We start from the raw sequence: 22,663 nt of genomic DNA on the forward strand, positions 1-22,663 counted from the left end.
CCGGTGTTCGTGATCGTTGTGCGCGCTCTTCCCGTTTTCCGGGCCTTCCGTTGCTTCTGTTCCTTCCGGTCCGCCGGTTCTTATGCATTCTTCCTCCGGGTCTTTGGATTTCCTGGAATCACCGGGTGTCGCACGGGAGTTCCGGTGCCGGGGCCGCCCGGAACGAATACGTGACGTAAACAGCCCCGAAGAACACGCGAAGAACCAGAAGAACCAGAAGAACAATGGGTTCGACCACGCGTGACCATCCGTACCATCCGTCCGGTGTGCCGGGGCCGTGGCCGGCCGTGACATCCGGGCCCGTTCCTCTCTGGAGGCACTCCTGTGACCGCCGCACCCGCCCGTAACGCCTCCCCCGGCACTTCCACGGACGCAGCTTCCCCGGATGCCGCTTCCCCGGGCCGCGCCCCCGTCCGTACGGTGGCCGACGACGCGGAGGCGCTCGCCCTGGCCCGCGAACTGGCCGACGACTTCCGGGCGGAGGCCGCGGAGCGGGACAGGGAGCGCAGGCTGCCCCGCGCCGAACTGGACCGGCTCTCGGCCAGCGGTCTTCTCGGGGTCACCGTGCCGCGCGCCCACGGCGGCGCGGACGTCTCGGCGCGCACGCTCGCCGAGATCTTCCGTCTGCTGGCCACCGCCGACGCGAGTCTGGCGCAGATACCGCAGAGCCACTTCGTGTACATCAATGTGCTGCGGCGCCAAGGCACCCCGGCCCAGCAGGAGTTCTTCTTCGGGGAGGTGCTGGCGGGGCGCCGGTTCGGGAACGCGCAGTCGGAGGCGGGCACCAAGCATGTCCAGGACATCCGTACCCGGCTGACCCCGCTGCCCGGTCCGGGCGGTGCGGGTGACGGTTCCGCGCCGGACGCGCCGGACGCGCCGGAGGAGGGCGGCCAGGAGGGCGGGTATCTGCTCAGCGGTGAGAAGCACTACTCCACCGGCGCGCTGTTCGCCGACTGGATCCCGGTCCTGGCACGGGCCGAGGACGACGCGCTCCATGTCGCGTACGTACCGCGCGACGCCCCGGGGGTGACCGTCGTCGACGACTGGGACGGCATGGGACAGCGCACCACGGCCAGCGGGACCGTCCGGCTGACGGAGGTGGTGGTCCCGGCCGACCGGGTCGTACCGCACCATCTGACCTTCCAGGGGCCCCAGTTGCACGGCGCCGTCGCACAGCTCCTGCACGCGGCGATCGACGCGGGTATCGCGTCGGCGGCGCTGGCGGAGGCCGTCACGTTCGTCCGTACCAAGAGCCGCCCGTGGTTCGAGAGCGGTTACGAGACGGCCGCCGAGGACCCGCTGCTGATCCAGCGGTTCGGTGAACTCGCCCTCCAGGTGCGGGCGGCGGAGGCGCTGCTGAACGCCGCCGCGGACGCGGTGGACACGGCGGCCGCGGATCTCACCGACGACAGCGCCGCTGAGGCGTCGATCGCGGTCGCCGCGGCGAAGGTCCAGGCGGCCGAGGCGGCGGTCGGGACGAGCAGCGCCCTGTTCGAGGTGGCGGGCACGCGCGCGGCCCTGGACAGCCTCAATCTGAACCGGCACTGGCGTGACGCCCGTACGCACACGCTGCACGATCCCGTCCGGTGGAAGGTGCAGCACATCGGCCGGTACGTGCTGAGCGGCACACGGCCGCCGCGCCACGGACTGCTCTGACCGCGCGGGCCGGCCCCCCCGGCCCGCGCCCCCGCTTCCCGGCCCCCTTCACGGGCCCCGCTCCACCCGCTCCCTGCCCCCTGCCCCCTTCCCTCTCCCCGCCCCTCTCCCTCGCCCCTCTTCCGTACCCCTCTGGTCGGCCCATCATCGGAGACGTTCGTGAACCTCACCTTCCACTGGTTCCTGCCCACCTACGGCGACAGCCGCCATGTCGTGGGCGGCGGTCACGGTCTCCCGGCCGGCGCGGCCGGCGGACAGCGGCCCGCCACCCTCGGCTATCTCACCCAGATCGCCAGGGCGGCGGAGCAGCTCGGCTTCGAGGGGGCGCTCACCCCCACCGGGGCCTGGTGCGAGGACGCCTGGCTCACCACCGCGATGCTGGCCCGTGAGACCGAGCGGCTGAAGTTCCTGGTCGCGTTCAGGCCGGGCATCCTGTCGCCGACCCTCGCGGCCCAGATGGCGGCCACCTACCAGCGGCACGCCCCCGGGCGGCTGCTGCTCAATGTGGTGACCGGGGGCGAGAGCCATGAGCAGCGCGCGTACGGGGACTTCCTCGACAAGGACGCCCGTTACGCGCGCACGGGGGAGTTCCTGGAGGTCGTCAGGGCCCTGTGGCGCGGCGAGTCGGTGACCCTGGACGGCCGGCACATCCAGATCGAGAACGCCCAGCTCGCCCGGGTCCCGGACCCGGTGCCGCCGGTCTACTTCGGCGGCTCGTCCCCGGCGGCCGGTGAGGTCGCGGCCCGGCACAGCGATGTCTATCTGACCTGGGGCGAGCCTCCCGCGCAGGTCGCCGCCAAGATCGCCTGGATCCGTGAACTGGCGGCCCGCGAGGGACGGTCCGTGCGCTTCGGCATCCGGCTGCATGTGATCACCCGTGACACCTCCGACCAGGCGTGGGCCGAGGCGCGGCGGCTGCTGGACGGTTTCTCCGAGGACGCGGTACGAGCCGTCCAGGAGGGCCTGGCCCGCAGCGAGTCGGAGGGCCAGCGCCGGATGCTCGACCTGCACGGCGGCAGCACCGCGAACCTGGAGGTCTCGCCGAACCTGTGGGCGGGCATCGGCCTGGTGCGCGGCGGCGCGGGCACCGCCCTGGTCGGCAGTCACGCCGAGGTGGCGGAGCGGATCACCGAGTATCACGAGCTCGGTATCGACGAGTTCATCATGTCGGGCCATCCCCATGTCGAGGAGGCGTACTGGTTCGGCGAGGGCGTCCTCCCCCTGCTGGCCGACCAGGGCCTGTGGCACCACCCGGGCAGTTCGGAAGCCCGCCCCGACAGCGCTCAGGTCCCCTTCGTCAGCCGGTAACCCCTCCGCCCCCCGCCCGCGGGCGGATGCCCGGTTTCTTGGCCTGCGTGGGCCTATGGGCCCGTGGGAGGCACGGGTACCCTGCGAAACATGGGGGATGAGCCATCGGACATGTCCAACGGGCCTGTCCAGGAGGAGAGTTGGCGGGTACGGATTCGGGGGCCGGGCGGAGAGGTCCTGGGCGCGGGGGTGCTGCTCGGCTCGGAGACGGTGCTGACCTGTGCCCATGTGGTTCCGGCCGACGCGTCCGTACTGGTGGATCTGGTGGGGGTGGACGGGGCCGAGCCCGTCACCGCCCGGGTGATCGACGAATGCTGGGTGCCCGAGCGGGGGGACCGTCTGTCGGGGCCGAGCGGTGATCTGGCCCTGCTGCGGCTGGACCGGCCGCAGCCCGAGAAGTGGTCGGCGGTCCTCCACCGGCTCTCCCCGACCTGGCACCGTCCGGTCCATACGTACGGGTTCCCGGACGGTCTGAACCAGGGGACCTGGCTGTGGGGGAAGCTCGCCGGGCTGAGCGGACGCGACGGCCGGGTGCAGATGTTCCCCGTGCAGCAGGGGGAGGTGGTCCGCCCCGGCTTCAGCGGCGCCGCGGTCACCGACGAGCTGACCGGCCAGGTGATCGGCATCGTGGTCGGCTATTACGTGGGGGCCAACTTCCGCCATTCCTATGTGATTCCGACCGAGACCGTCATCCGGCACCTCCCGATGGTCCGCGCCTGGGTGCACGGTGATTCGGCGGTCGACGAGAGCCTGGTCTCGGACAGCGTCCAGCTCACCGAGGACGCGGCCTTCGCCACCTGGCTCGCCGACTGGCTCCGGGGCGGCGACGCGCCTCCCGCCGAGTCCGCGCTGGTCGCACCGGGCGACCGGGCCCGGGTGATGACCTTGCAGCGCGCCGTCACCCTCGCCGACCGTGAGCTGTCCACGGCCGACCGTACGGAGAGGGTGACCGACGCCCCGCCGGGGAGCGTCCCGCTGGTGGGCACCCTCGACCTGGCCGTCGATGTCACCCGTCAGTCCGCGACCGCCGTCGCGGAGCGCGTGTGCGGGCGCATGGGCATCGTCGCCCCCACGGGCGGCACACCCGCCGAGCGGCTGCGCTCGACCACACTGCCCCTCACCATCGTGGCCGACGGCGTCGACCGGGCCCCGGATCCGGCCGCGTTGACGGAGCTGCTGGAACTGCTCGCCGAACAGGGCAGCAGGGTGCTCATGGTGTTCCACACGGCCGACGAGGCCGTACGGCGCCTCGCGGTGGAGGCCCTGGTCTTCCGGTTCCGGCTGGGGCTGCTCGACCGGCGGCTCGCCGGGACCGCCGACCTGGGGCGGCGGGATCTGCACGACCGGTGCCTGCTGCTGACCCCGGAGGCCGGGCGCGGCGGCCGGAGGGCCCTCACCGTCGTACATGCCCTTCGGCGGCATGTCGCCACGCTGCGCCGGGCGGGCTCCGCGCCCGGCCGGGACGCCGCGGAGCTGGTGCGGCTCCAGGACGAGGTGGACAGGTGCGCGCGGACCGCGGCCGAGGCCCATGCCCGTATCACGAGGACCATCGGCCGCCTCGACGAGCTGCTGAGCCGCAGGGATGTGCTGCGCGGCCGGCTGGACGCCGTCCGGTCGATGACCCGGGACCTGGACGCCGTCGAGGACCTGGAACTGGCCGATCTGTACCGCCGGGCCCATGACGGGCTCTGGAAGGCACCGTGCGATGTGCCGGCCGCGGAGGACGCGGTCGCGCGCTATCTGGAGGCGGTGCGCGGGCGTCTGGACCGTGGCGGCCGGGGAGCGGACCGCGGCGGCGGGGGAGGGGACAGGCCATGACCTCGTGTGTGCGGCCCGGCTGCGGCGGGACTCTGACGCCCACCGGCTTCTGCGACCGCTGTCTGCGGCGTCCGCCGCCCGGCGAACCGGCCCGGCCGGCACCCGGGCCCGCTCCCGGAACGGCGACCGAGTCGTCGACCGGGCCGTCGACCGAGTCGGTGACCGGGCCGACAACCGGACCTGCGGCCGGACCGGCGGCCGGACCTGCTTCCCGGCCGACGAACGGGGCGGCACCCGGGGCGGCACCCGGGACCGCTTCCCGGCCTGCTCCCGAGGCGCCCGCCGCGCCGGCCTCCCGGCCGGCACCCGGGTCGGCCTCCCGGCCGGCGTCCGGGCCGGCGTCCGGGGCGGTACCCCGGCCGACGACACCCCGCCCGGCGTCCGGGGCGGCGTCCGAGCCGTCGGCCCGGCCGATGCCCCGGCCCACACCCGAGCCGGTGTCCGGGGCCGCTCCCCCGCCGCCCCAGCGGCCGCCGTCGGGGAGTTCCACGCCCCCGGCGCGACCCCCCGTCCCGCCCTCCGTGCCCTCGGCGATCGGCGGCACGGCGATGTCCCTGCCCGCCGTCCCCGTACCCAGCGCGGCCGAACTGCTCGTCAAGGATCCCGGCCCGCCCCCGGGCGGCAGACCGTGCGGCAAGGACGGCTGCGACGAGGTCGTGGGGATCGGGTACGGAGGGCAGCCCGCCGCCTCCCGCGGCTTCTGCCCCCGCTGCGGCGCCCCCTTCTCCTTCGAGCCGGAACTCCACCCGGGCGATCTGCTGGGCGGTCAGTACGAGGTGGTCGGCCGGATCGCCGGCGGTGGCCTCGGCTGGATCTATCTGGCCCGTGACACGCATCTCGACAACCGGCATGTCGCGCTCAAGGGGCTGAAGGACGTCAACGACGCGGCGGCGCTGCGGGTCGCCGAGGCGGAGCGCCGCTTCCTGGTCGAACTGGACCACCCCGACATCGTCCGCATCATCAACTTCGTCACCTGGCAGGACACCGGGTACATCGTGATGGAGTTCGTGGGCGGGCGCTCCCTCGAAGAACTCCGCACACCGGAGGGGCAGCGGCGGGTGCTCGGCGGTCCGCTGCGCCTGGAACACGTCGCCGTCTACGGCTGCCGGATCCTCGACGCACTGGAGTATCTGCACGGCCGAGGGCTGCTCTACTGCGATATGAAACCGGCCAATGTCATGCATTACGACAACCGGGTCAAGGTCATCGATCTGGGAGCGGTGCGCCGGATCGACGACCACGAGTCGCCGACGGTCTACAGCGCGAAGTACCTCCCGCCCGGCGAGCTGTACGCGGCGGACGGCACCGGGATCTCACGGGCCGACGGGCGGGGCTCCCCCCGGTTCTCCCGGCTGACCGACCTGTTCACCGTGGCCCGTACGCTCAGCGATCTGGTGGACGCCGCCGTGCCCGGCCCCGAGGTCGCGCAGGACTCCTTCCGCCGGCTGATCGCGCGGGCCACCTCCCGGCACCGGCGGGCCCGCTTCGCCACCGCCGCCGAGATGTCCGAGCAACTGCGGGGGGTGTGGCGCGAGATCCACTCGCTGGCGCACGGCAGCCAGCACGTGGGGCAGTCCGCCGTCTTCTCACCCGGCGCGGTCCTGCTGGACGGGGGACTCGGCGAGAGCCCGCCGTCGCGCGACCAGGCGCGGCCACCCGGACCCGGCACCCCCCGACTCGACCTCGGCCTGCCGGCCCCGGAGCGGGTCGCGACGGGGCTGCCCGACCCCGTTCCGCACCCGGACAGTCCGAACGCGGCCCTGGAACTGCGTGGTTGCGGCGCCGCCATGGCGCGCGGCGACCGGGCCGCGGCGGAGACCGCGCTGGTCCGGGCCTGCGAGCTGCTGGGTCCTGCCGCGGCCCGGCACGACTGGCGCGTCGCCTGGACGTACGGACGGCTGCTGCTGGCCGGCGGCGACCGGCCCGCCACCGGGTCGGCCGTCCACCGGCTGCTCGATGTCCCGACCGGCCCGCGCTCCGGTGCCCGCGACTGGTTCGACGCCGTCTGCGACGCGCTGCCCGGTGAACCCGCGCCCAAGCTCGTCCTCGCCTACTGCGCGGAACGCGCCGGGGAGCCGGAGCGGGCCGAACCCCTCTACCAGGCCGTATGGCAACGGGACCACTCCGACGGCAGCGCCGCCTTCGGACTGGCCAGGATCCGGCTGGCGGCCGGTGACCGGGCCGCCGCCCTGGCGATCCTCGACCAGGTGCCCCCGCACGCACCGCATCGCGGGGCGGCCCGGCTCGCCGCCCTGCGGATCCAGGCCGGCTGGCCGGCCGGTCATGCGCCTGAGGCCGGGGACTTCGTTCGGGTGCAGGAGCGGATGCGGGCCCCCGGCCCGGACAGCCCACGGCCGGGCAGCGAGGAACGCGCGCGTCTGACGGCCGAGATCCGGGAGTCGGCGCTCCACTGGGCGCGGACCCGGGGGTGGTCCCGGGCGGGGCTGCCCGCCGGTGAGCTGTTCGGTGATCCACCGGGTGAGCGGAGCCTGCGGGAGCTGCTGGAGCGTTCGTTCCGGGAACTGGCGCACCGGGCGGGCAGCGCGGAGGAGCACGGCGCACTGATCGACCGTGCCAACCAGGTGCGGCCGATGACCCTGAGATGACCCTGGGACGACCCCCGTCGGCCACAGCCGGCGGGAGTAAGGGGGAACGGCATGACAGGGGGAACAGCATGACGGAGGGACGAGGGGGAACGGCCACCGGTCCGGCCGTCACTCTGACGGTCAGTCAGGAGACGGAACTGACCGTGGGCGCGGCGGCGGAGGGGGTGCACGCCTTCTTCGACATCCACACCCGCGGTCTCGGCTCCGCCGTCCGGGGCGCGGCGCCGGAGACCGCGGAAGTGATCGTGGTCGACTGCTCGGGTTCGATGGGATCGCCCAGGTCGAAGATCACGGCGGCCCGGGACGCGGCGGTCTCCGCGGTGGCCGGACTGCGGGAGGGCACCCGGTTCGCGGTCGTGGAAGGACGGCACGTGGCCCGGATGGTCTATCCGCCGGACGAGCGTCTGGAGCGGGCCGACCACGACACCCGGGCCGAGGCCGCCGCCGGGATACGCCGTCTCTATCCGAACGGCGGCACCTCCATCGGGGCCTGGCTCGGTCTGGCGCGACGGCTGTTCGCCAACGATCCGGGCGACATCCGGCACGCCGTCCTGCTCACCGACGGCTGGAACGCGCACCACCCGGAGCTGCTGGCACACGAACTCGACGCCTGCGAGGGCCTCTTCGTCTGTGACGCCCGGGGCATCGGCGACGGCTGGAACGCCCGGGAGCTGAAGCTGATCGCGGACCGGCTGCACGGCACCGCCGACGCGGTGCTCCGCGACACCGATCTGACGGCGGAGTTCGAGTCGATGATCCGCGCGTCCATGGCGCGGACCGTGGCGGGGCTGCCGATCAGGCTCTCCCTGATGCCCGGCAGCACGCTCCGCTTCCTCAAGCAGGTCTACCCGACGGAACGGGAACTGACCGGCAGCGGCCGGTGGACGGACGACAGGACCGTGGAGTTCCCGACCGACGCCTGGGGAGGCGACGAGACACGTCAGTACCACCTCTGTCTGGAGGCCGGTCCCGAGGGCCGCCCCCAGCACGAGGAGTTACAGCTCGGCTATGTCGACGTGGCCGTCCCGCTGGAGGGGGTGCCCGCCCCCGATCCCGTCCCCGTACTCGTCCGCTGGATCCCCGGTGACCGCGCGTCGACCGTCGTCAGCCGCATCAGAGAGCACTTCGATCTCCACCACGCGCTCGGCCGGACGCTCGCGGAGGCCTACGAGGCCTATCAGGACGGGGACACGGTCACCACGGAGGCCCGGCTCGTCGCCGCCCTCCCGATCGCCCACCGGCTGGACGACCAGGAGAAACTGCGCCTGCTCGCGGAGGTCCTGGACATCACCGACCCGGTGACCGGTCAGGCGCGGCTCAAGGAGGCGTTCGACCCACGGCACATGGGCCGCTTCATCATGCTGGGCGACGACAGCACCGTGTTCCGTGAGGACGGCGCGGGCCTCGGGGGGTCCGCGCCCCGGGCCCCGGGGAGCCGGCCGCCGCTCGGCGCGTCCGGCGCCACGCGTATCTGCCCGAACCCGGACTGCGAGGCGCGGTCACCGGCGGACGCCCGGTTCTGTGTCCGGTGCGCCCATGCCTTGGCGGACGCGGGGGCGGCGGCGGACGCGGCCGACGCGGGGGCGGCGGCGGAAGCCAAGGTCACCCCGGACGCCCCGGACGCCCTGGACGGCCCGGACGCCCTGGAGTCGGCGGACGCGTCGGAATCGGCGGGTGCGGCGGGTACGGCGGACGCGCCGGACGCGGCGGACGTCGCGTATCCGGCGGACGGTCCGGGGAGCCGGACGGCCGGTGGTCCGGAGCGCCGGCCATGAGCGCCACCCGGCGCTCGCTCCAGCGCCGTGGTCTGCTGCTTCTCGTCCTCATCGTCCTGGCCGTCCTCGCCCTGTTCCTGGCGTACGACGGGGTGCACGGCGACACGGCCGGGCTCCGCGCGCGTACGGCCCCCGCCATCCTGGACGTGGCCGCCGCGCAGACCGCGCTGCGCGAGGCCGACGAGTCCGCCCGCGACGCGCGCTACTCGGGACCGGCCGAGACGGTGGGTACGGGCAGCGGCTACCGCATCCATATCGCGGTGGCGAGCCAGAGCCTCGCCCGCGCCGCCGAGGGGAGTGTGGCGGGCGAGTCCGGACTGCGCGCGCTCCAGACGGTCAACGGACTCGTCGTCGCCTACAGCGGCCTGATCGAGCAGGCCGACCGCTCCCCCGCCGGTTCCGCGCTGCGGGCGGGCTATCTGCACTATGCCGAACGCATGCTGAAGCGGCCGGACATCGGCATCCTCGCCCGGCTCGACCACCTCCAGTCGGAACAGCGCGAGGTGCTCTCGGAACAGACGTCCTTCGACGGGTCGCCGCGCGTCGGGTGGGCCGTCGCGGTGGCGCTGTGCGCCGGGCTCGTGGTGGCGCTGGCCGAGACCCAGGTCTTCCTTCGGCGCCGCTTCCGCCGTCGCCACAATCCGTGGCTGCTGGGCGCCACCGCGCTGCTCGGGCTCACGCTCGCGGCCCTCGCGGTCCTCACCGCGCAGACCCAGACGGCCAAGGAACTCTCCCACGGGCGGCTCACGCGGACCGCGTCGCAGTACAGCGCGGGTTCCGTGGCGGGCCCCACGACGCAGGTCGCGGAGCTGGTGGGAACCGATATGCGGGACACCGGCTGGCGGGCCGGCCTCATCGGCTGGGTGCCGCTCCTCGGGCCGCTGCTCGTGACCCTGGTCGTACGGGGGATGCAGCCCCGTATCGCCGAGTACAGGTACCGGGCGCGATGAGGGGCCGACGGTTCGTCACCGCCCTGGTCCTCGTGCTGCTCGCGGCGCTCGGGACGGCGGTCGCCGAGGTCGTCGTCCGCGCCACCACGTCACCCAGGACCGTCACCGTGCTCGCCTCCTGGTCGGGGGACGAGGAGGAGGCCTTCCGCGCCGTGCTGAAGGAGTTCACCAGGCGCACCGGTGTCGAGGTCGACTACCAGGGCACCACGGCGCAGCGAGAGGTGCTGCGCTCCGAGGTCCTGGCGGGCGCGCCGCCGGATGTCGCGATCCTCTCCAGCCCCGGCGAGCTCGCCGCGTACGCCCGCGACGGCCAGGCGGTCCCGCTGGGTGGTGTCCTCGGTGACGGCCTGCGGAGCGCGTACGACGAGCCGTGGCTGCCCGAGCTGGTGGTTTCCGGGCGGAGCGACCTCTACTGGGTGCCGGTCAAGGCCGATCTGAAGAGCATCGTCTGGTACGACCCCGGGCGGTACGCCGCCGGATCCGGCGGGGAGGGCGGATCCGGCGGGGAGGGCGGGAACGCCGGGGATGGCGGGAACGCCGGGGACGGCGGGAACGGCGGGAACGGCGGGGAGGGCGGGAACGGCGGGGAGGGCGGATCCGCGGGTCCGGCCGGGCCCGCCGGGCCGCCGTCCGACGGGGACGCCTGGTGTCTCGGCATGGGCGCGGACGCCACCTCAGGCTGGCCCGGGACCGACTGGGTGGAGGATCTGCTGCTCCAGCAGTCGGGCCCCGAGGTCTACGAGAAGTGGGCCACCGGCGGGGAATGGGCCACGCCCGGGATGCGGAAGGCCTGGCTGACCTGGGGGGAGACCCTGGGCGGAAACGGTTCGGGACGGGCCGCCGAAGCCCTCACCACCGACCTCGAAGCGGCTTCCGGAGGGCTCTTCGCCGAGCCTCCCGCCTGTGCGCTCGACCACCAGGCGTCCTTCGTCCGGGGGGTGTACGGGAGCCCGGGGACGGCCGTGTCCGACCGGCCCGGGAACTTCCTGCCGTCCGCCGAGGTCCTGCCCGGCACGACGGGGCGGAACCGGGCCTGGGAGGTCGCGGGCGACTTCGCGGCGATGTTCCGCGACACGCCGGAGGCCCGGGAGCTGACACGGTTTCTGGCCTCGGACGGGGCACAGCGGCACTGGGCCGTCAACGCGCCCGTCACGATGCCCCGTCCGCTGTCGGCCAACGCCCGGGTTCCGGTGGCCGACGACGGGTCCGACGCGGTGAGCCGGCGGCTCGTCAGCACGCTGCGGAGCCCGCTTCCCCGGTGTCTGGACGCCTCCGACGCGATGCCGTCGGCCATGGGCGACGCGTTCCGCCATGCCACGCTGCGCTTCCTGGACTCGCCCGAGGAGTTCCTCGACGCGCCCGAGCGTCTGGACGCCCTGCTCGCCCGGCTGGACGGGGTCAGGGAACAGGTGGCGCGGGAAGGGGGCACCTGGCTTCCCGCGGTCTGCGGCTGACCGGGCCGACGCCCGGGGCGGCTTCCGCTCCGGGCCCCGCGCGGGCCCCGGGCGCGGACCTCCGGGGCCGACCCTCCGGGCTCCAGGGCCGACCCTCCGGGGCCGGCCTTCCAGGGCCGGCCTTCCAGGGCCGGCCTTCCGGGGCCGGCCCCTTCCGGCCGCGCGTTCCGTCATCGCGGTGCGCGTGGCGACCGGCCTCCCCGTGCCCGGTCGACCGGCACCCGCCGGGGCTGTCGCTGCGCGCTGATGAGGAAACCGCCGCCGGCCATCAGGAGGGCCGCGGCCGTGCCCCCGATCAGCGGGCCGATTCCGGTACCGGTGTCGGCCAGGGCTCCGTCCTCCGTGCCGGCGCCCTGGGTGCCGGTGCCCTGGACGGTGCCGCCCTGCGCGCCGCCGCTCTGGGTGCCGCCGCCGGCCGTTCCCGATCCACCGTCGGCGCCACCTGTACCCGTACCGCCCGTATCCGTACCGCCCGCACTCGCACCGCCCGCACTCGCACCGCCCGCACTCGCACCGCCCGTGCCGGCGCCGCCGCTGGACGGGTTGACGACGATCTCGGCCGTGTTGTTCGCCCGGTTCTGGTCGAACGGCAGCGTTCCCCACCGGTGGTCGCCCTTGACGAACGTCACCGTGCCGGTGGCGTTCTTGACGACCTTGTCGATCCGCAGCCGGAAGGGGTACGGGCGCTCGCTGTTCTCGTCCACGTACACATACGGCGTCGTGCAGCGGTAGGAGGAGACTCGCGCCGCCTTGTCCGCCTTGTTGACGGTGCTGTCGTCCGGGCCCAGCGGGAGACAGAAGTCCGGTGCCCCGACGACCGTGGTGCCCGTCGGGACGCGGACGTCGAAGACACCGATGGGCGAGCCGACGTCATTGGCCACCCAGGCCGGTCCCTTGTTGGCGAAGGTCACCTCGGCGGTGACGGTCTCGCCCGCCCTGCCCTGGAGACGCGCTCCGGTGAGCGCGAAGTCCGCGGTGTTCCGCGCGGTGATGCCGACATCGAGCCGCTCGTAGCCGTAGACCGCACCGGGATCGCCCGGCGGCTGCCGCGGGACGAGCCGCAGCACCGGATCCGCCCCGCCGCCGTGCTGGGTGCCTTCGGGGAAGGCGATCGAATCCTCCTGGAGGACCAGGCTCAGACGCTCGTACAGCGCGCGGTCCAGGACCGTGACCCCCAGGGGCTTCTCGGGCACGTACACGACGCCCGGCTCCAGGGTCTGCTCGATGTCGCAGGTCGCGTTCGTCTGCGCCGGTCCTTCGTCCTGGGCCGGGGAGTCCTCGTAGACGCAGTTCGAGTACTTCTCGGCGAACGACAGCCCCTGCGAACCGGTGAGGAAGAGCGCCACCCGGGTGGCGGGCCCGTCACCCCTGTTGATCACCGAGAACGAGACCTCGGTCGCGTCCCCGGGCCGCACCCCGTCGATCGGGGCGGTCCGCGCGAAGGCCAGCTCGGCCGCGGGAGCCGCGGGAGCCGCGGGAGCCGTGGGCGTCTCGGGACCCTCGGCCAACGCGGGAGCCGCCACCGGCCCCCATCCCAGCCCCACGACGGCGGCCACGCCGGCCACCACCCGTGACGCACGGGCCGTTGACGCAGATCTCATGGTGTCCTCCGGGGAAACGCACAGCCAACACAGCCGATCGGCCGCGTGAAGGAAGACAACCGTCCGCCCCGAACGGTTGTACGCGCAGGTCCCGGCACCCGGACGACGGGTGCGCGTCCGCGCGGGACGGCAAGAGGGCCTCCGAAGCCACTGAATCGCCATATTCGGCCAATTAGCCGGAAAACATGGGTGCTCGCCGTACGGCACTGCCATCGTGACAGCGCTCACACGCTCCACACCTCCGGTTGGGGTGACCGGCCCGGATCGCAGAGGAGACCGCACCATGAACACGTATGTCCCACCGGTGGAGCAGACGTCCGGAGAACGGTGGGAGTGGACGCGGGAGCGCTACGGGAACGGGATCTTCAGCCACCGGATCAGCAGTGAGCGGCGGCGGCTCGGCCTGCTGGAATCCGTCCTGGACGGGCCGACACGGGCGCGTGTCACGGCGCTCGGGCTGAAGCCGGGGGACGAGGTCCTCGAAGTCGGCGGCGGCGGAGGATCGGTGGCCCGGTGGCTGGCCGAGCAGGGCGCCCGGGTGACCGTGACGGACCTGGACACCACGTTCCTCGAAGAACTGACGGATCTCGGTGTGCGGGTGCTGCGGCACGATCTGTACACCGAGGACTTTCCGCCCGGATCCTTCGATCTCATCCACGCCCGGTATGTGGTGCTCCACCTGCCCGATCCCGACAAGGCGGTGGCCCGGCTCGCCGCATGGCTCAGGCCGGGCGGGGTGCTGCTGCTGGAGGAACCGGCGTCGTTCCCGGTGATGGACTCCCCGCACCCGGCCTATCGCACCATCATGCGCGCCTTCCGTATCCACCTGGAGCGTTCGGTGGGCTCGGACACCGCCTGGGCGCGTACCCTGCCGCTGCCCCTGGAGAAGGCGGGGCTGACCGGTGTCGGACTCGACGCCCGTATCCAGACCGTCCACGGCGGCGACGACGAGGCGCAGTGGTGGCGGCTGAATCTGGAGCAGTCGCGGGAGGCCATGGTGGCCGCCGGACTCGCGAGCGACACCGAGTTCGAGGCCGCGTACCGCGAGTTGGCGTCGCCCGATTTCCATGACCTCTCGCTCGCCGTTCTCACGGCCTGGGGCCGCAGGGCGGGCTGAGCGGGGCCGACCGGCCGAGCTGAGAAGAGCTGAAGCCTGCCCCGGGTCGCCCCGAGTCGCCTCGGGCTGCCCCGGCCTGAGCCGACCGGGGCCGGTCAGGGCGGGATCAGGGCCGGATCAGGGCCGGATCACGGCCGACGCGGGTGATCCGTGCCGCCCGCGGCCGACCGGGGCCGGCGGCGGGCGGCACGGGCTGGTCAGGCCGCCAGCTCCTCGACCAGACGGTCACCGGGGATGCCCGCCATGTCGGGGCCGTAATACTCCTTGATACCGGTGATCCAGATCGAGCGCGTGATTTGGTCCGAATCCGTGGGCCCGAAGGCGTCGAAAAGGGCGTGGATATTGGGGAGCCGGAATCCGATGGCGGTCATGAGCGCGACGAAGACGGGCCGGCGGACGTATCCGTCGCCGTCCAGGTCGCCCAGGCCCGCGAGTGCTTCGGCGAAGTCGTTGACCGCCTCGTCGAAACGCTCCGGGGAAAGGACACAGGCGGTGTACTCGTCGAAGTCGACCCTGCCGTCGTGGTCGGAGTCCAATTCGCTGACCAGGGTGTTCCAGTACTTCCGAAAGGCGTCCAGCATCGCGCCCTTCGCCGCGTCGTCGGCGGTGGGCACCGCATGGAGGACGCGTGTCGCCATCAGTTCGAAATCATCGGCTTCGAGAAAGCCGTTGCCATCGACATCGAACAGAGTGAAAACGAGCTTGGCCCGGTTGATCGCTTCCGTACGCATGGTGTCTCGCCTTTCGTCAGGCTGAGTCGGCGGGAGACGTCGCGTTTCACTATGCGAGGCGGCGGTCCGTACGTCCGTGACACGATGAGCGTTCATCAGAAAAGGTGAACAGACCCGAATGAAGTGTCGACGCGTCGCGACATGTGGCGATGCGACATGTGGCGGGGCGACATGTGGCTTCGCGACGCGTTCAGTGCGGGGCGCGCTCGGAGGTGGTCGTGTGCCGCAGGGCGTCCAGCAGTCGCCGCACGGCCGGCTGGGCGGGTGACGGCTCGCGTACCGCCGCGTAGATGGTCCTGACCGGCTCCGGGTTACGGATCGGGCGTACGACCACGGCGGGGTGGCGGTTGCCGAGGCCCATCTCCGGAATCAGGCTGACGCCGAGCCCGGCGGCGACGAAGCCCTGGGCCGTGTCGTAGTCACCGCTCTCCACCACGAAGGTCGGACTGAAACCGGCCGAGCCGCACGCGTCCAGCACGGGTTCCAGACAGGGGCCCGGCTGGTCGCTGCCGACCCACGGCTCGTCGGCGAGATCGGTCAGATCCAGCTCCCGCTTGGCGGCGAGCCGGTGTCCCTCGGGCAGCACCGCGAAGTATCTGTCGTCCAGCAGATGCACGAACCGGATGCCGTCGACGGAGGTCTCGTTCCGCGGCCGTACGACGAGGGCGATGTCGGCCAGGCGGTTCCGCACCTCCGGCAGGGGGTCCTTGGGGTCGCTCAGCTTCAACTCGACCTGTACGCCGGGCTGTTCGCGGCGGAGCGCGGCCACCGCGGGTGCCACCAGTGTCGCGCCCGCCGTGGCGAAGTAGCGGACCGCCACCCGGCCCGTCCGGCCGGCCCGCAGCTCGGCCAGCTCGGTCTCCGCCTCGGCGAAGTGCCTGTCTATGACGGCCGCGTAATCGGTGAGGACCCGTCCGGCCTCCGTCGGCCGCACGCCCCGGCCGGTCCGCTCCAGCAGCGCGATACCGGCCTCCTTCTCCAGCACCGCCATCTGCTGGCTGACCGCCGAGGGTGTGTACCCGAGATTCCGGGCCGCCGCGGTGACCGATCCGCTGGTGACCACCGCTCGCAGCAACTGCATACGCCGTCTGTCCAGCATGTAGAAGAGCTTAACTCTTCTTTCGAATCTTTTCGCTTGTCTTACGGCGATTACCAAGGGACCGTACGACCAGAAGACTGTACGACCGTCGTACCAAAGGCTTTTGACGGCTCGTCAGCAACGCGTATCTCGCATCACGTATCACGCATCACCCCACTCGCCAGGAGGCGGACAGTGCCCAGCGGCTCACGCGGAACCCTCATACGCATGGCCGTGCTCGCCCTGCTCTGGGGATCCGGCTTCCTCTGGATCAAGGTCGCCCTGGAGGGCGGCCTGGCCCCCCTCCACATCACCGTCATCCGGTGTGCGCTGGGAGCGCTCGTCCTGCTGGTCCTGGCACGCTCGGCGCGCCAGTCGCTCCCGCGCGACCGCAGGACCTGGGGCCATCTCGTCGTGGCCGCGTTCTTCTGCAACGCCCTGCCGTTCTTCCTGTTCAGCTTCGGCGAACAGACCGTCGACTCGGGCGTGGCCGGCGTCCTCAACGCCACGACTCCGCTGTGGTCCTTCGTGATCGCCGTCGGGCTCGGCACGGAGCGCGGCTTCCGTCCGCTCCGCGTCGCCGGGCTGCTGCTCGGCTTCGGCGGGATCCTGCTCATCTTCGCTCCCTGGCACCAGGCCGGTCTGACCGGCGCGGGCGCCCTGGCCCTGCTGGCCGCGGCCGTCAGCTACGCCGTGGCCTTCGCCTACATGGCCCGCCATCTCATCGGCAAGGGGACCGCCCCGCTCGCCCTCTCGGCGGCCCAGCTCGCCATGGCGACCGGTCTCACCCTGCCCGTCCTCCCGGCGGCCGGTACCGCCCCGGACGCTCCCACGACCACCGCGTGGATCGCCGTGGTCGTCCTGGGCATCTTCGGTACGGGCATCACGTTCCACCTCAACTCCCGCCTCATCGCGGACGAGGGCCCGACCGCCGCCGCGACCGTCGGCTATCTGCTGCCGGTGGTGTCGGTGGCGCTGGGCGCGGTCGTCCTCGGCGAACAACTGGGCCTCCGCGTCATCGCGGGCATGGCCGTGGTGCTCCTCGGCGTCGGTCTGACGCGCGGCAGGCAGCGCGCCGGGAAGCCCGACCAGCCGGCCCGGCCCGCCCCGGCCGCCCCCGCCGCGTCGGCCACGGGCTCGACCGCCGGCTGAGGCCGGCCGGGCCGCGCGGTCCGGCCGCCGTGGGCAGAGCCGGGCGGCCGGCCGTACCGGCCCCGGCGCTCGCGGCCCCGCGCGTTCCCGCCGCGGCGGATCCGCTCACCGCTCTGGCGGCACGGCCTCCGAGGGCACGGCCTGCGGGGGTGTGGCTTCCGGGGGTGTGGTCTCCGAGGGCATGGCCTCCGGCGACATGGCCTCCGGCGACACGGTCTCCGGCGACACGGTCTCCGGGAGCGCGGGCCTGCGCAGGCCGTTGATGGCCTGGCGGAGGCTGATCTCCAGATAGCTGAGGTCGTCCGTCGCCTGGAGCATCATGGCGCCGCCGGTGATGGCGGTGAGGATCTCCACGGCGGCGGCGTCGGCATCGATACGGGCGTCGATCGCGCCGTCGGCCTTGAGCGACCGTACGCCCGCGGCGATATACGCCTGCCACCGGTCGTACAGCTCGGCGATGATCGTACGGACGGCGGGATCGGCCATGCCCAGTTGGGCGGTCAGGGCCGTCAGCGGGCACTTCTGGCGCTGGAGGTCGTATCTCTCGACCACCCGCTGCCGCCAGGCCTCCCACCGGGACCAGGTGGTCAGATCGCCCAGCATCGGCTGCTGTTCCGCGAGCACCTGCTCGGCCTCGTGGCGCGCCACGGCCAGCATCAGATCGGCCTTGCCGTCCGGGAAGTAGTGGAAGAGCTGGCTCTTGCTGGTCGAGGTGACGGCCCGGATGTCGTCCAGTCCCACGTTCGCCGGTCCGCGGTCCCGCATCAGGAGCGCCGCGCCCTCCACGATGCGCTGCCGGGTGGCGGCGCCCTTCTGTGTCAGCACGCGTATCCGCTCCCTCCGCCGTCCCCACCTGGACGGGATCCAGGATAGCAATTGTTGGACTGGACAGTCCATTTTGTGGGTGCAACCATGGACCCAACGGTCCATTCCGTCTGGGGAACCCCTCCCACCAGGGAGAACGGCGGTCTCAGGCCCCCACAGAACCGCCGGTCCGCCGGTCCGCGCGGCCCCCCGGTCCGCGCGGCCCCCCGGTCCGCCAGTCGGCCGGGGCGACAGGCCTCACAAGGAGAACACCATGGATGTGCATCTGACAGGAAAGCGGGCGCTCGTCACGGGATCGAGCAGCGGGCTCGGTGCGGAGATCGTCCGGGTACTGGCGGCCGAGGGGGCGGCCGTCGTCGTCCACGGGCGGGACGAGGCGCGGGCGGAGGCGGTCGCCAAGTCCGTCCGGGAGAGCGGCGGCGAGGCGACCGTCGCGATCGGCGATCTGGCGACGGACGCCGGTGCCGAGGCGGTCGGGGCGGCGGCCCTCGACGGCGGGCCCGTCGACATCCTCGTCAACAACCTCGGGATCTACGACCCGACGGTGGGATGGTCCACCGCCTCGGCGACGGAGTGGAACGACATCTACAACACCAATGTCGTCTCCAGCGTGCGGATGATCCAGCGCTTCGTCCCCGGCATGCGGGAGCGCGGCTGGGGACGGGTGATCCAGATCAGCAGCGTCCTCGGGGACCTCCCCACCGCGAGCCAGCCGCATTACGCCGCGACCAACGCGGCCCGCAACAACCTCGCCACCTCCCTGGCCCGCGAGCTGAAGCACTCCGGTGTGACCTCGAACGCGGTCGCGGCGGGAGGCATCCTCACGCCGTCCACCCGGGACCTCCTGACCGGTCTGGGCAAGCGGAACGGCTGGGGCGAGAGCTGGGAGGAGATCGAGCGCGCGGCCGTCGAGGCGATGGGGCCCAACGATGTCGGCCGCATCGGCCGGCGGCGCGAGTACGCCGATCTCGTCGCGTTCCTGGCCGGCCCGGTCTCCGGCTACATCACCGGCGCGACCCTGCGGGTGGACGGCGGCTGGCGCGACGTGTGAGCCGCCCCCGGCGGGGACCGGGACCGGGACTGGGTCCGGGACCAGGACCGGGACTGGGTCCGGGGCCGGGTCCGGGTCCGGGTCGTCCGGGTCCGCGTCCTCCGACCGGCGCCGCCCGGTCCGCCCCGCGCCCCCCGCCCTGCCCTGCCGCGTCGGCCCCCCGCCCCACCCTGCCGCGTAGGCCCGCCGCCCCGCCGCGTCGGCCCGCCGCGCCCTGCCGCGTAGGCCCGGCCCGCCCCGCGTGGCCTGTGTCGTACGACGGTCGGCAGTATCCCCGTTTTCCGGGCATGAGCGCCCGTGCCGCGAAACGATGACCGTATGAAGCAGCTCGAAGCTCACGAGATGCCGCTGGACAAGGTGTTCTGCAGCGACTACGAATTCCGCATCCCGACGTATCAACGTCCGTACGCGTGGGAGGTCGAGCAGGCACAGCAGTTGCTCTCCGACCTGGTGGAGGCCCTGGACAGCGGTTCGGACGAGCCGTACTTCCTGGGATCCATCGTCCTGGTGAAGGAGCCGTCCCAGTCCGTCGCGGACGTCATCGACGGACAGCAGCGGCTGACCACCCTGACGATCCTGCTCGCGGTGCTGCGGGACCTGGCCGAGGACCCCGGGCTGCGGGACGAGCTGGACGCCGCGGTCTCCGAACCGGGGAAGATCTCCAAGGGGCTCTCGGCCAGGCCGAGACTGACCCTCCGCCCCAAGGACGCGGACTTCTTCCGCGCGTACGTACAGACGAAGGGCGCCGTCCTCGCCCTGCCCGACCTGCCGGCGGCCGGCCTGAAGACCGACGCGCAGAAGGCCGTACGGGCCAACGCGGAGGCGCTCCACAAGGAACTGTCCTCATGGACCGCCGAGCGCCGGCTCGCACTGGTGCAGATGCTGATCGTGCGTACCTACCTCGTGGTGGTGAGCACGCCCGATCTCAACAGCGCCCACCGGATCTTCAGTGTCATGAACTCCCGGGGGCTCGATCTGTCCCCGGCGGACATCTTCAAGTCCCGGATCATCGGCGACCTCGGCGAAGGCGACGCGGCGGACATCGCGGCGGCCAAGTGGGAGGACGCGGAGGAGGCTCTGGGCCGGGACGACTTCGCGGATCTCTTCCTGCATCTGCGGATGATCTACGCGAAGGAGCGGGCCAAGGCGGAACTGCTCAAGGAGTTCTCCAAGCAGGTCCTGGAACCGCACTTCCTCCCGGGCAAGGCACAGCACTTCGTCAACGACGTCCTGGTGCCGTACGCGGACGCCTACGCCCAGATCCGGGACCACGCCTACCGCGCCGAATCCGGCGCCGAGCGGGTCAACGCGTGGTTCCGGCGGCTGGTGCAGATCGACAACAACGACTGGCGGCCCTCGGCGCTCTGGGCGCTGCGCAACCACGGGACGGACCCGGAGTGGCTCGACAGGTTCCTCCAGGCTCTGGAGCGTCTCGCCGCCAGCATGTTCATCCGCCGCGTGTACACGACACCGCGTGTCCAGCGGTACGCGGAACTGCTGCGGGAGCTGGACGCAGGCCACGGGCTCGACTCCTCCTCCCTGCGCCTCACCGAACTCGAACGGGCCGCGACCCGCGAGCGGATCGAGGGGCCGCTGTATCTGGACATCAGGACCCGGAAGTACGTCCTGCTGCGGCTCGACGAGATCCTGGCGAACGGCTCGGGCGTCTCCTACGAGCACCCGCTGATCACGGTCGAGCACGTACTCCCCCAGAATCCGAGACAGGGCTCTCAGTGGCTCGCCGATTTCGGTGACGACCAGCGGCAGTACTGGACGAACCGGCTGGGCAATCTGGTGCTGCTCAACCGCTACAAGAACTCCGAGGCACGGAACTACGACTTCGCCACGAAGAAGGCCAGGTACTTCACCGGCAGGCTCGGAGTCGTCAACTTCGCCCTGACCGCCCAGGTCGTCAACGCGGACCGCTGGACCCCCGCCACCCTGGAGGCGCGCCAGAAAATGCTGATCGCCGCGCTCAGCGGCGCCTGGGAGCTGTAGAGCCGGGAGCTGGAGGGCCTTCGGCGGTACGGAAGGGCGGTACGGGTGCGGCGCGCGGGGATGCGTGGTGTGCCGGTCGGCGGGAGGGTGGAGGTGTCGGAGGAGGTCGCCATGGACATCACCGCTCTGGAGGCCCTACGCGGCGCACTGCGCGGTCCGGTCATCACACCGCAGGACCCGGAGTACCCCGAGGCCCGCACGGTCTACAACGCCATGGTCGACCGGCGGCCGGCCGCCGTGGTGCGGTGTACGGACGCCGGGGACGTCATGGACGCGGTCGCCTCCGTACGCGATCACGGTCTGGAGCTGGCGGTCCGGGGCGGCGGACACAGCGGACCCGGTCTGAGCCTGGTGGAGGGCGGTGTCACCGTCGATCTGTCGCCGATGCGCTGGGTACGGGTCGATCCCGTGGCGCGGACCGCCGAGGTCGGCGGCGGCACTCTGCTCGGCGACCTCGACCACGCCGCTCACGCCTTCGGCCTGGGCGTCCCCGCCGGGATCGTCTCCACGACGGGCGTCGGGGGCCTCACCCTGGGCGGCGGACACGGGCATCTCACCCGTAAGTACGGGCTGACCGTGGACAGCCTGATGTCCGCCGATGTCGTCCTCGCCGACGGGCGCTTCGTCACCGCGGACGAGCGGAACCACCCGGATCTGTTCTGGGCGCTGCGCGGGGGTGGCGGGAACTTCGGCGTCGTCACCTCGTTCACCTTCCGGCTGCACCCCGTGGGGACCGTGGCTCTCGCGATCACCCTCTGGACGCTCGACCACCTCCGCGAGGTGCTGGAGTGGTACCGCGAGTTCCTGCCGCGGGCACCCGACGACCTGACGGGCTTCTACGCGCAGCTGGTCGTTCCGCCCGCCGCGCCGTTCCCGGAGGAGATCCACGGGCGGACGATGTGCGGCGTCATCTGGTGCTGGACGGGGGACCTGGACCGTACCGACGAGGTCTTCGCCCCCGTGACCCGGCCCGCGGCGCCCGCCTTCCACTTCACCACGCCGATGCCGTACCCCGCGCTCCAGTCCATGTTCGACGGGCTGATGCCCCCCGGCCTCCAGTGGTACTGGCGCGGAGACTTCTTCGACCGCGTCACGGACGAGGCCATCGCCGTCCACGCCACCTACGCGGAGGCCATCCCCACCGCCCTGTCGACCATGCATCTGTACCCGGTCGACGGAGCCGCCCACCGCGTGGACCCGGGGGCCACGGCCTGGGGCTACCGGGACGCCGTCTGGTCGGGGGTCGTCGCCGGCATCGACCCCGACCCCGCCAACGCCGGGAAGGTCAGGCAGTGGTGCGTCGACTACTGGGAGGAGCTGCACCCGCAGTCCATGGGCGGTGGATATATGAACTTCATGGGCGCCGACGAGGGCCAGGACCGGGTCAGGTCCACCTTCGGTGCCCAGTACGACCGGCTCGCGCAAGTGAAACGGAGCTACGACCCGTACAACCTCTTCCACGCGAACCAGAACATCGAGCCCGCGCCCGCCTAGCACCCCGCGCGCCCGGGGGCGGGAGCGGGGCGGGGCGGGCGACCTGGGT

Annotated in this window: 16 protein-coding genes; 12 read left to right on the forward strand and 4 right to left on the reverse strand. The window is 72.5% G+C overall.

Annotated elements, in window-relative coordinates:
- Window positions 1-420: 420 nt before the first annotated feature.
- From ACFYYH_RS27550 to ACFYYH_RS27580, 7 genes are all read left to right on the forward strand, one after another.
- On the forward strand, window positions 421-1,656 hold the full coding sequence (locus tag ACFYYH_RS27550; protein ID WP_388556509.1) for an acyl-CoA dehydrogenase family protein: 1,236 nt from the start codon (window positions 421-423) through the stop codon (window positions 1,654-1,656).
- 159 nt (window positions 1,657-1,815) lie between these two features.
- Window positions 1,816-2,964: an LLM class flavin-dependent oxidoreductase gene (locus tag ACFYYH_RS27555; RefSeq protein ID WP_388556303.1), complete on the forward strand. Its 1,149-nt coding sequence runs from the start codon at window positions 1,816-1,818 to the stop codon at window positions 2,962-2,964.
- 90 nt (window positions 2,965-3,054) lie between these two features.
- A complete protein-coding gene (locus tag ACFYYH_RS27560) occupies window positions 3,055-4,782 on the forward strand; it encodes a trypsin-like peptidase domain-containing protein (RefSeq protein ID WP_388556306.1) in 1,728 nt (575 codons plus the stop codon).
- Window positions 4,783-5,303: 521 nt separating this feature from the next.
- Entirely contained in the window at window positions 5,304-7,388 is a 2,085-nt protein-coding gene (locus ACFYYH_RS27565) for a tetratricopeptide repeat protein (RefSeq protein WP_388556309.1), read from the forward strand.
- Between the two features lie 68 nt (window positions 7,389-7,456).
- The gene (locus ACFYYH_RS27570) at window positions 7,457-9,163 is read left to right on the forward strand and encodes a VWA domain-containing protein (RefSeq protein WP_388556312.1); all 1,707 of its coding nucleotides are present in this window, start codon (window positions 7,457-7,459) and stop codon (window positions 9,161-9,163) included.
- Window positions 9,160-10,113, forward strand: a complete 954-nt coding sequence (locus ACFYYH_RS27575) for a hypothetical protein (protein WP_388556315.1) — start codon at window positions 9,160-9,162, stop codon at window positions 10,111-10,113. Before ACFYYH_RS27570 ends, ACFYYH_RS27575 begins: the two co-directional genes overlap by 4 nt.
- The gene (locus ACFYYH_RS27580; RefSeq protein WP_388556318.1) at window positions 10,110-11,567 is read left to right on the forward strand and encodes an extracellular solute-binding protein; all 1,458 of its coding nucleotides are present in this window, start codon (window positions 10,110-10,112) and stop codon (window positions 11,565-11,567) included. The genes ACFYYH_RS27575 and ACFYYH_RS27580 overlap by 4 nt, the downstream gene beginning before the upstream one ends.
- Window positions 11,568-11,737: 170 nt before the next feature.
- On the opposite strand, the gene ACFYYH_RS27585 is transcribed toward ACFYYH_RS27580, so the two are convergent.
- Window positions 11,738-13,168 carry a hypothetical protein gene (locus ACFYYH_RS27585; RefSeq protein WP_388556321.1) on the reverse strand — a complete coding sequence of 477 codons (1,431 nt, stop codon included), beginning with the start codon at window positions 13,166-13,168 and terminating at the stop codon, window positions 11,738-11,740.
- A gap of 283 nt (window positions 13,169-13,451) precedes the next feature.
- Between ACFYYH_RS27585 and ACFYYH_RS27590 the strand changes: the two genes are divergently transcribed.
- Window positions 13,452-14,285: a class I SAM-dependent methyltransferase gene (locus ACFYYH_RS27590; protein WP_388556324.1), complete on the forward strand. Its 834-nt coding sequence runs from the start codon at window positions 13,452-13,454 to the stop codon at window positions 14,283-14,285.
- A gap of 197 nt (window positions 14,286-14,482) precedes the next feature.
- Here the strand turns inward: ACFYYH_RS27590 and ACFYYH_RS27595 are convergent, their stop codons facing one another.
- Together ACFYYH_RS27595 and ACFYYH_RS27600 are read right to left on the reverse strand one after the other, a co-directional pair.
- Window positions 14,483-15,016: an EF-hand domain-containing protein gene (locus ACFYYH_RS27595; RefSeq protein ID WP_388556327.1), complete on the reverse strand. Its 534-nt coding sequence runs from the start codon at window positions 15,014-15,016 to the stop codon at window positions 14,483-14,485.
- A 190-nt stretch (window positions 15,017-15,206) separates the two neighbouring features.
- Window positions 15,207-16,115, reverse strand: coding sequence for a LysR family transcriptional regulator (locus ACFYYH_RS27600; RefSeq protein WP_388556330.1), 909 nt, complete (start codon window positions 16,113-16,115; stop codon window positions 15,207-15,209).
- Window positions 16,116-16,322: 207 nt separating this feature from the next.
- Here ACFYYH_RS27600 and ACFYYH_RS27605 point away from each other — a divergent pair, with 207 nt between their 5' ends.
- Complete coding sequence (locus ACFYYH_RS27605) at window positions 16,323-17,246, forward strand: DMT family transporter (RefSeq protein ID WP_388556333.1); 924 nt, start codon at window positions 16,323-16,325, stop codon at window positions 17,244-17,246.
- A gap of 105 nt (window positions 17,247-17,351) precedes the next feature.
- Here the strand turns inward: ACFYYH_RS27605 and ACFYYH_RS27610 are convergent, their stop codons facing one another.
- Complete coding sequence (locus ACFYYH_RS27610) at window positions 17,352-18,071, reverse strand: TetR/AcrR family transcriptional regulator (RefSeq protein ID WP_388556336.1); 720 nt, start codon at window positions 18,069-18,071, stop codon at window positions 17,352-17,354.
- Between the two features lie 253 nt (window positions 18,072-18,324).
- Between ACFYYH_RS27610 and ACFYYH_RS27615 the strand changes: the two genes are divergently transcribed.
- From ACFYYH_RS27615 to ACFYYH_RS27625, 3 genes are all read left to right on the forward strand, one after another.
- Window positions 18,325-19,122, forward strand: coding sequence for an SDR family NAD(P)-dependent oxidoreductase (locus ACFYYH_RS27615; RefSeq protein ID WP_388556339.1), 798 nt, complete (start codon window positions 18,325-18,327; stop codon window positions 19,120-19,122).
- 318 nt (window positions 19,123-19,440) lie between these two features.
- The gene (locus tag ACFYYH_RS27620) at window positions 19,441-21,120 is read left to right on the forward strand and encodes a DUF262 domain-containing protein (protein ID WP_388556342.1); all 1,680 of its coding nucleotides are present in this window, start codon (window positions 19,441-19,443) and stop codon (window positions 21,118-21,120) included.
- Window positions 21,121-21,231: 111 nt separating this feature from the next.
- Complete coding sequence (locus ACFYYH_RS27625; RefSeq protein ID WP_388556344.1) at window positions 21,232-22,614, forward strand: FAD-binding oxidoreductase; 1,383 nt, start codon at window positions 21,232-21,234, stop codon at window positions 22,612-22,614.
- The last annotated feature ends 49 nt before the right edge of the window (window positions 22,615-22,663 follow it).

The organism is Streptomyces sp. NPDC002018, from assembly GCF_042890865.1.
In the GTDB taxonomy this organism is placed as follows: Bacteria; Actinomycetota; Actinomycetes; order Streptomycetales; family Streptomycetaceae; genus Streptomyces.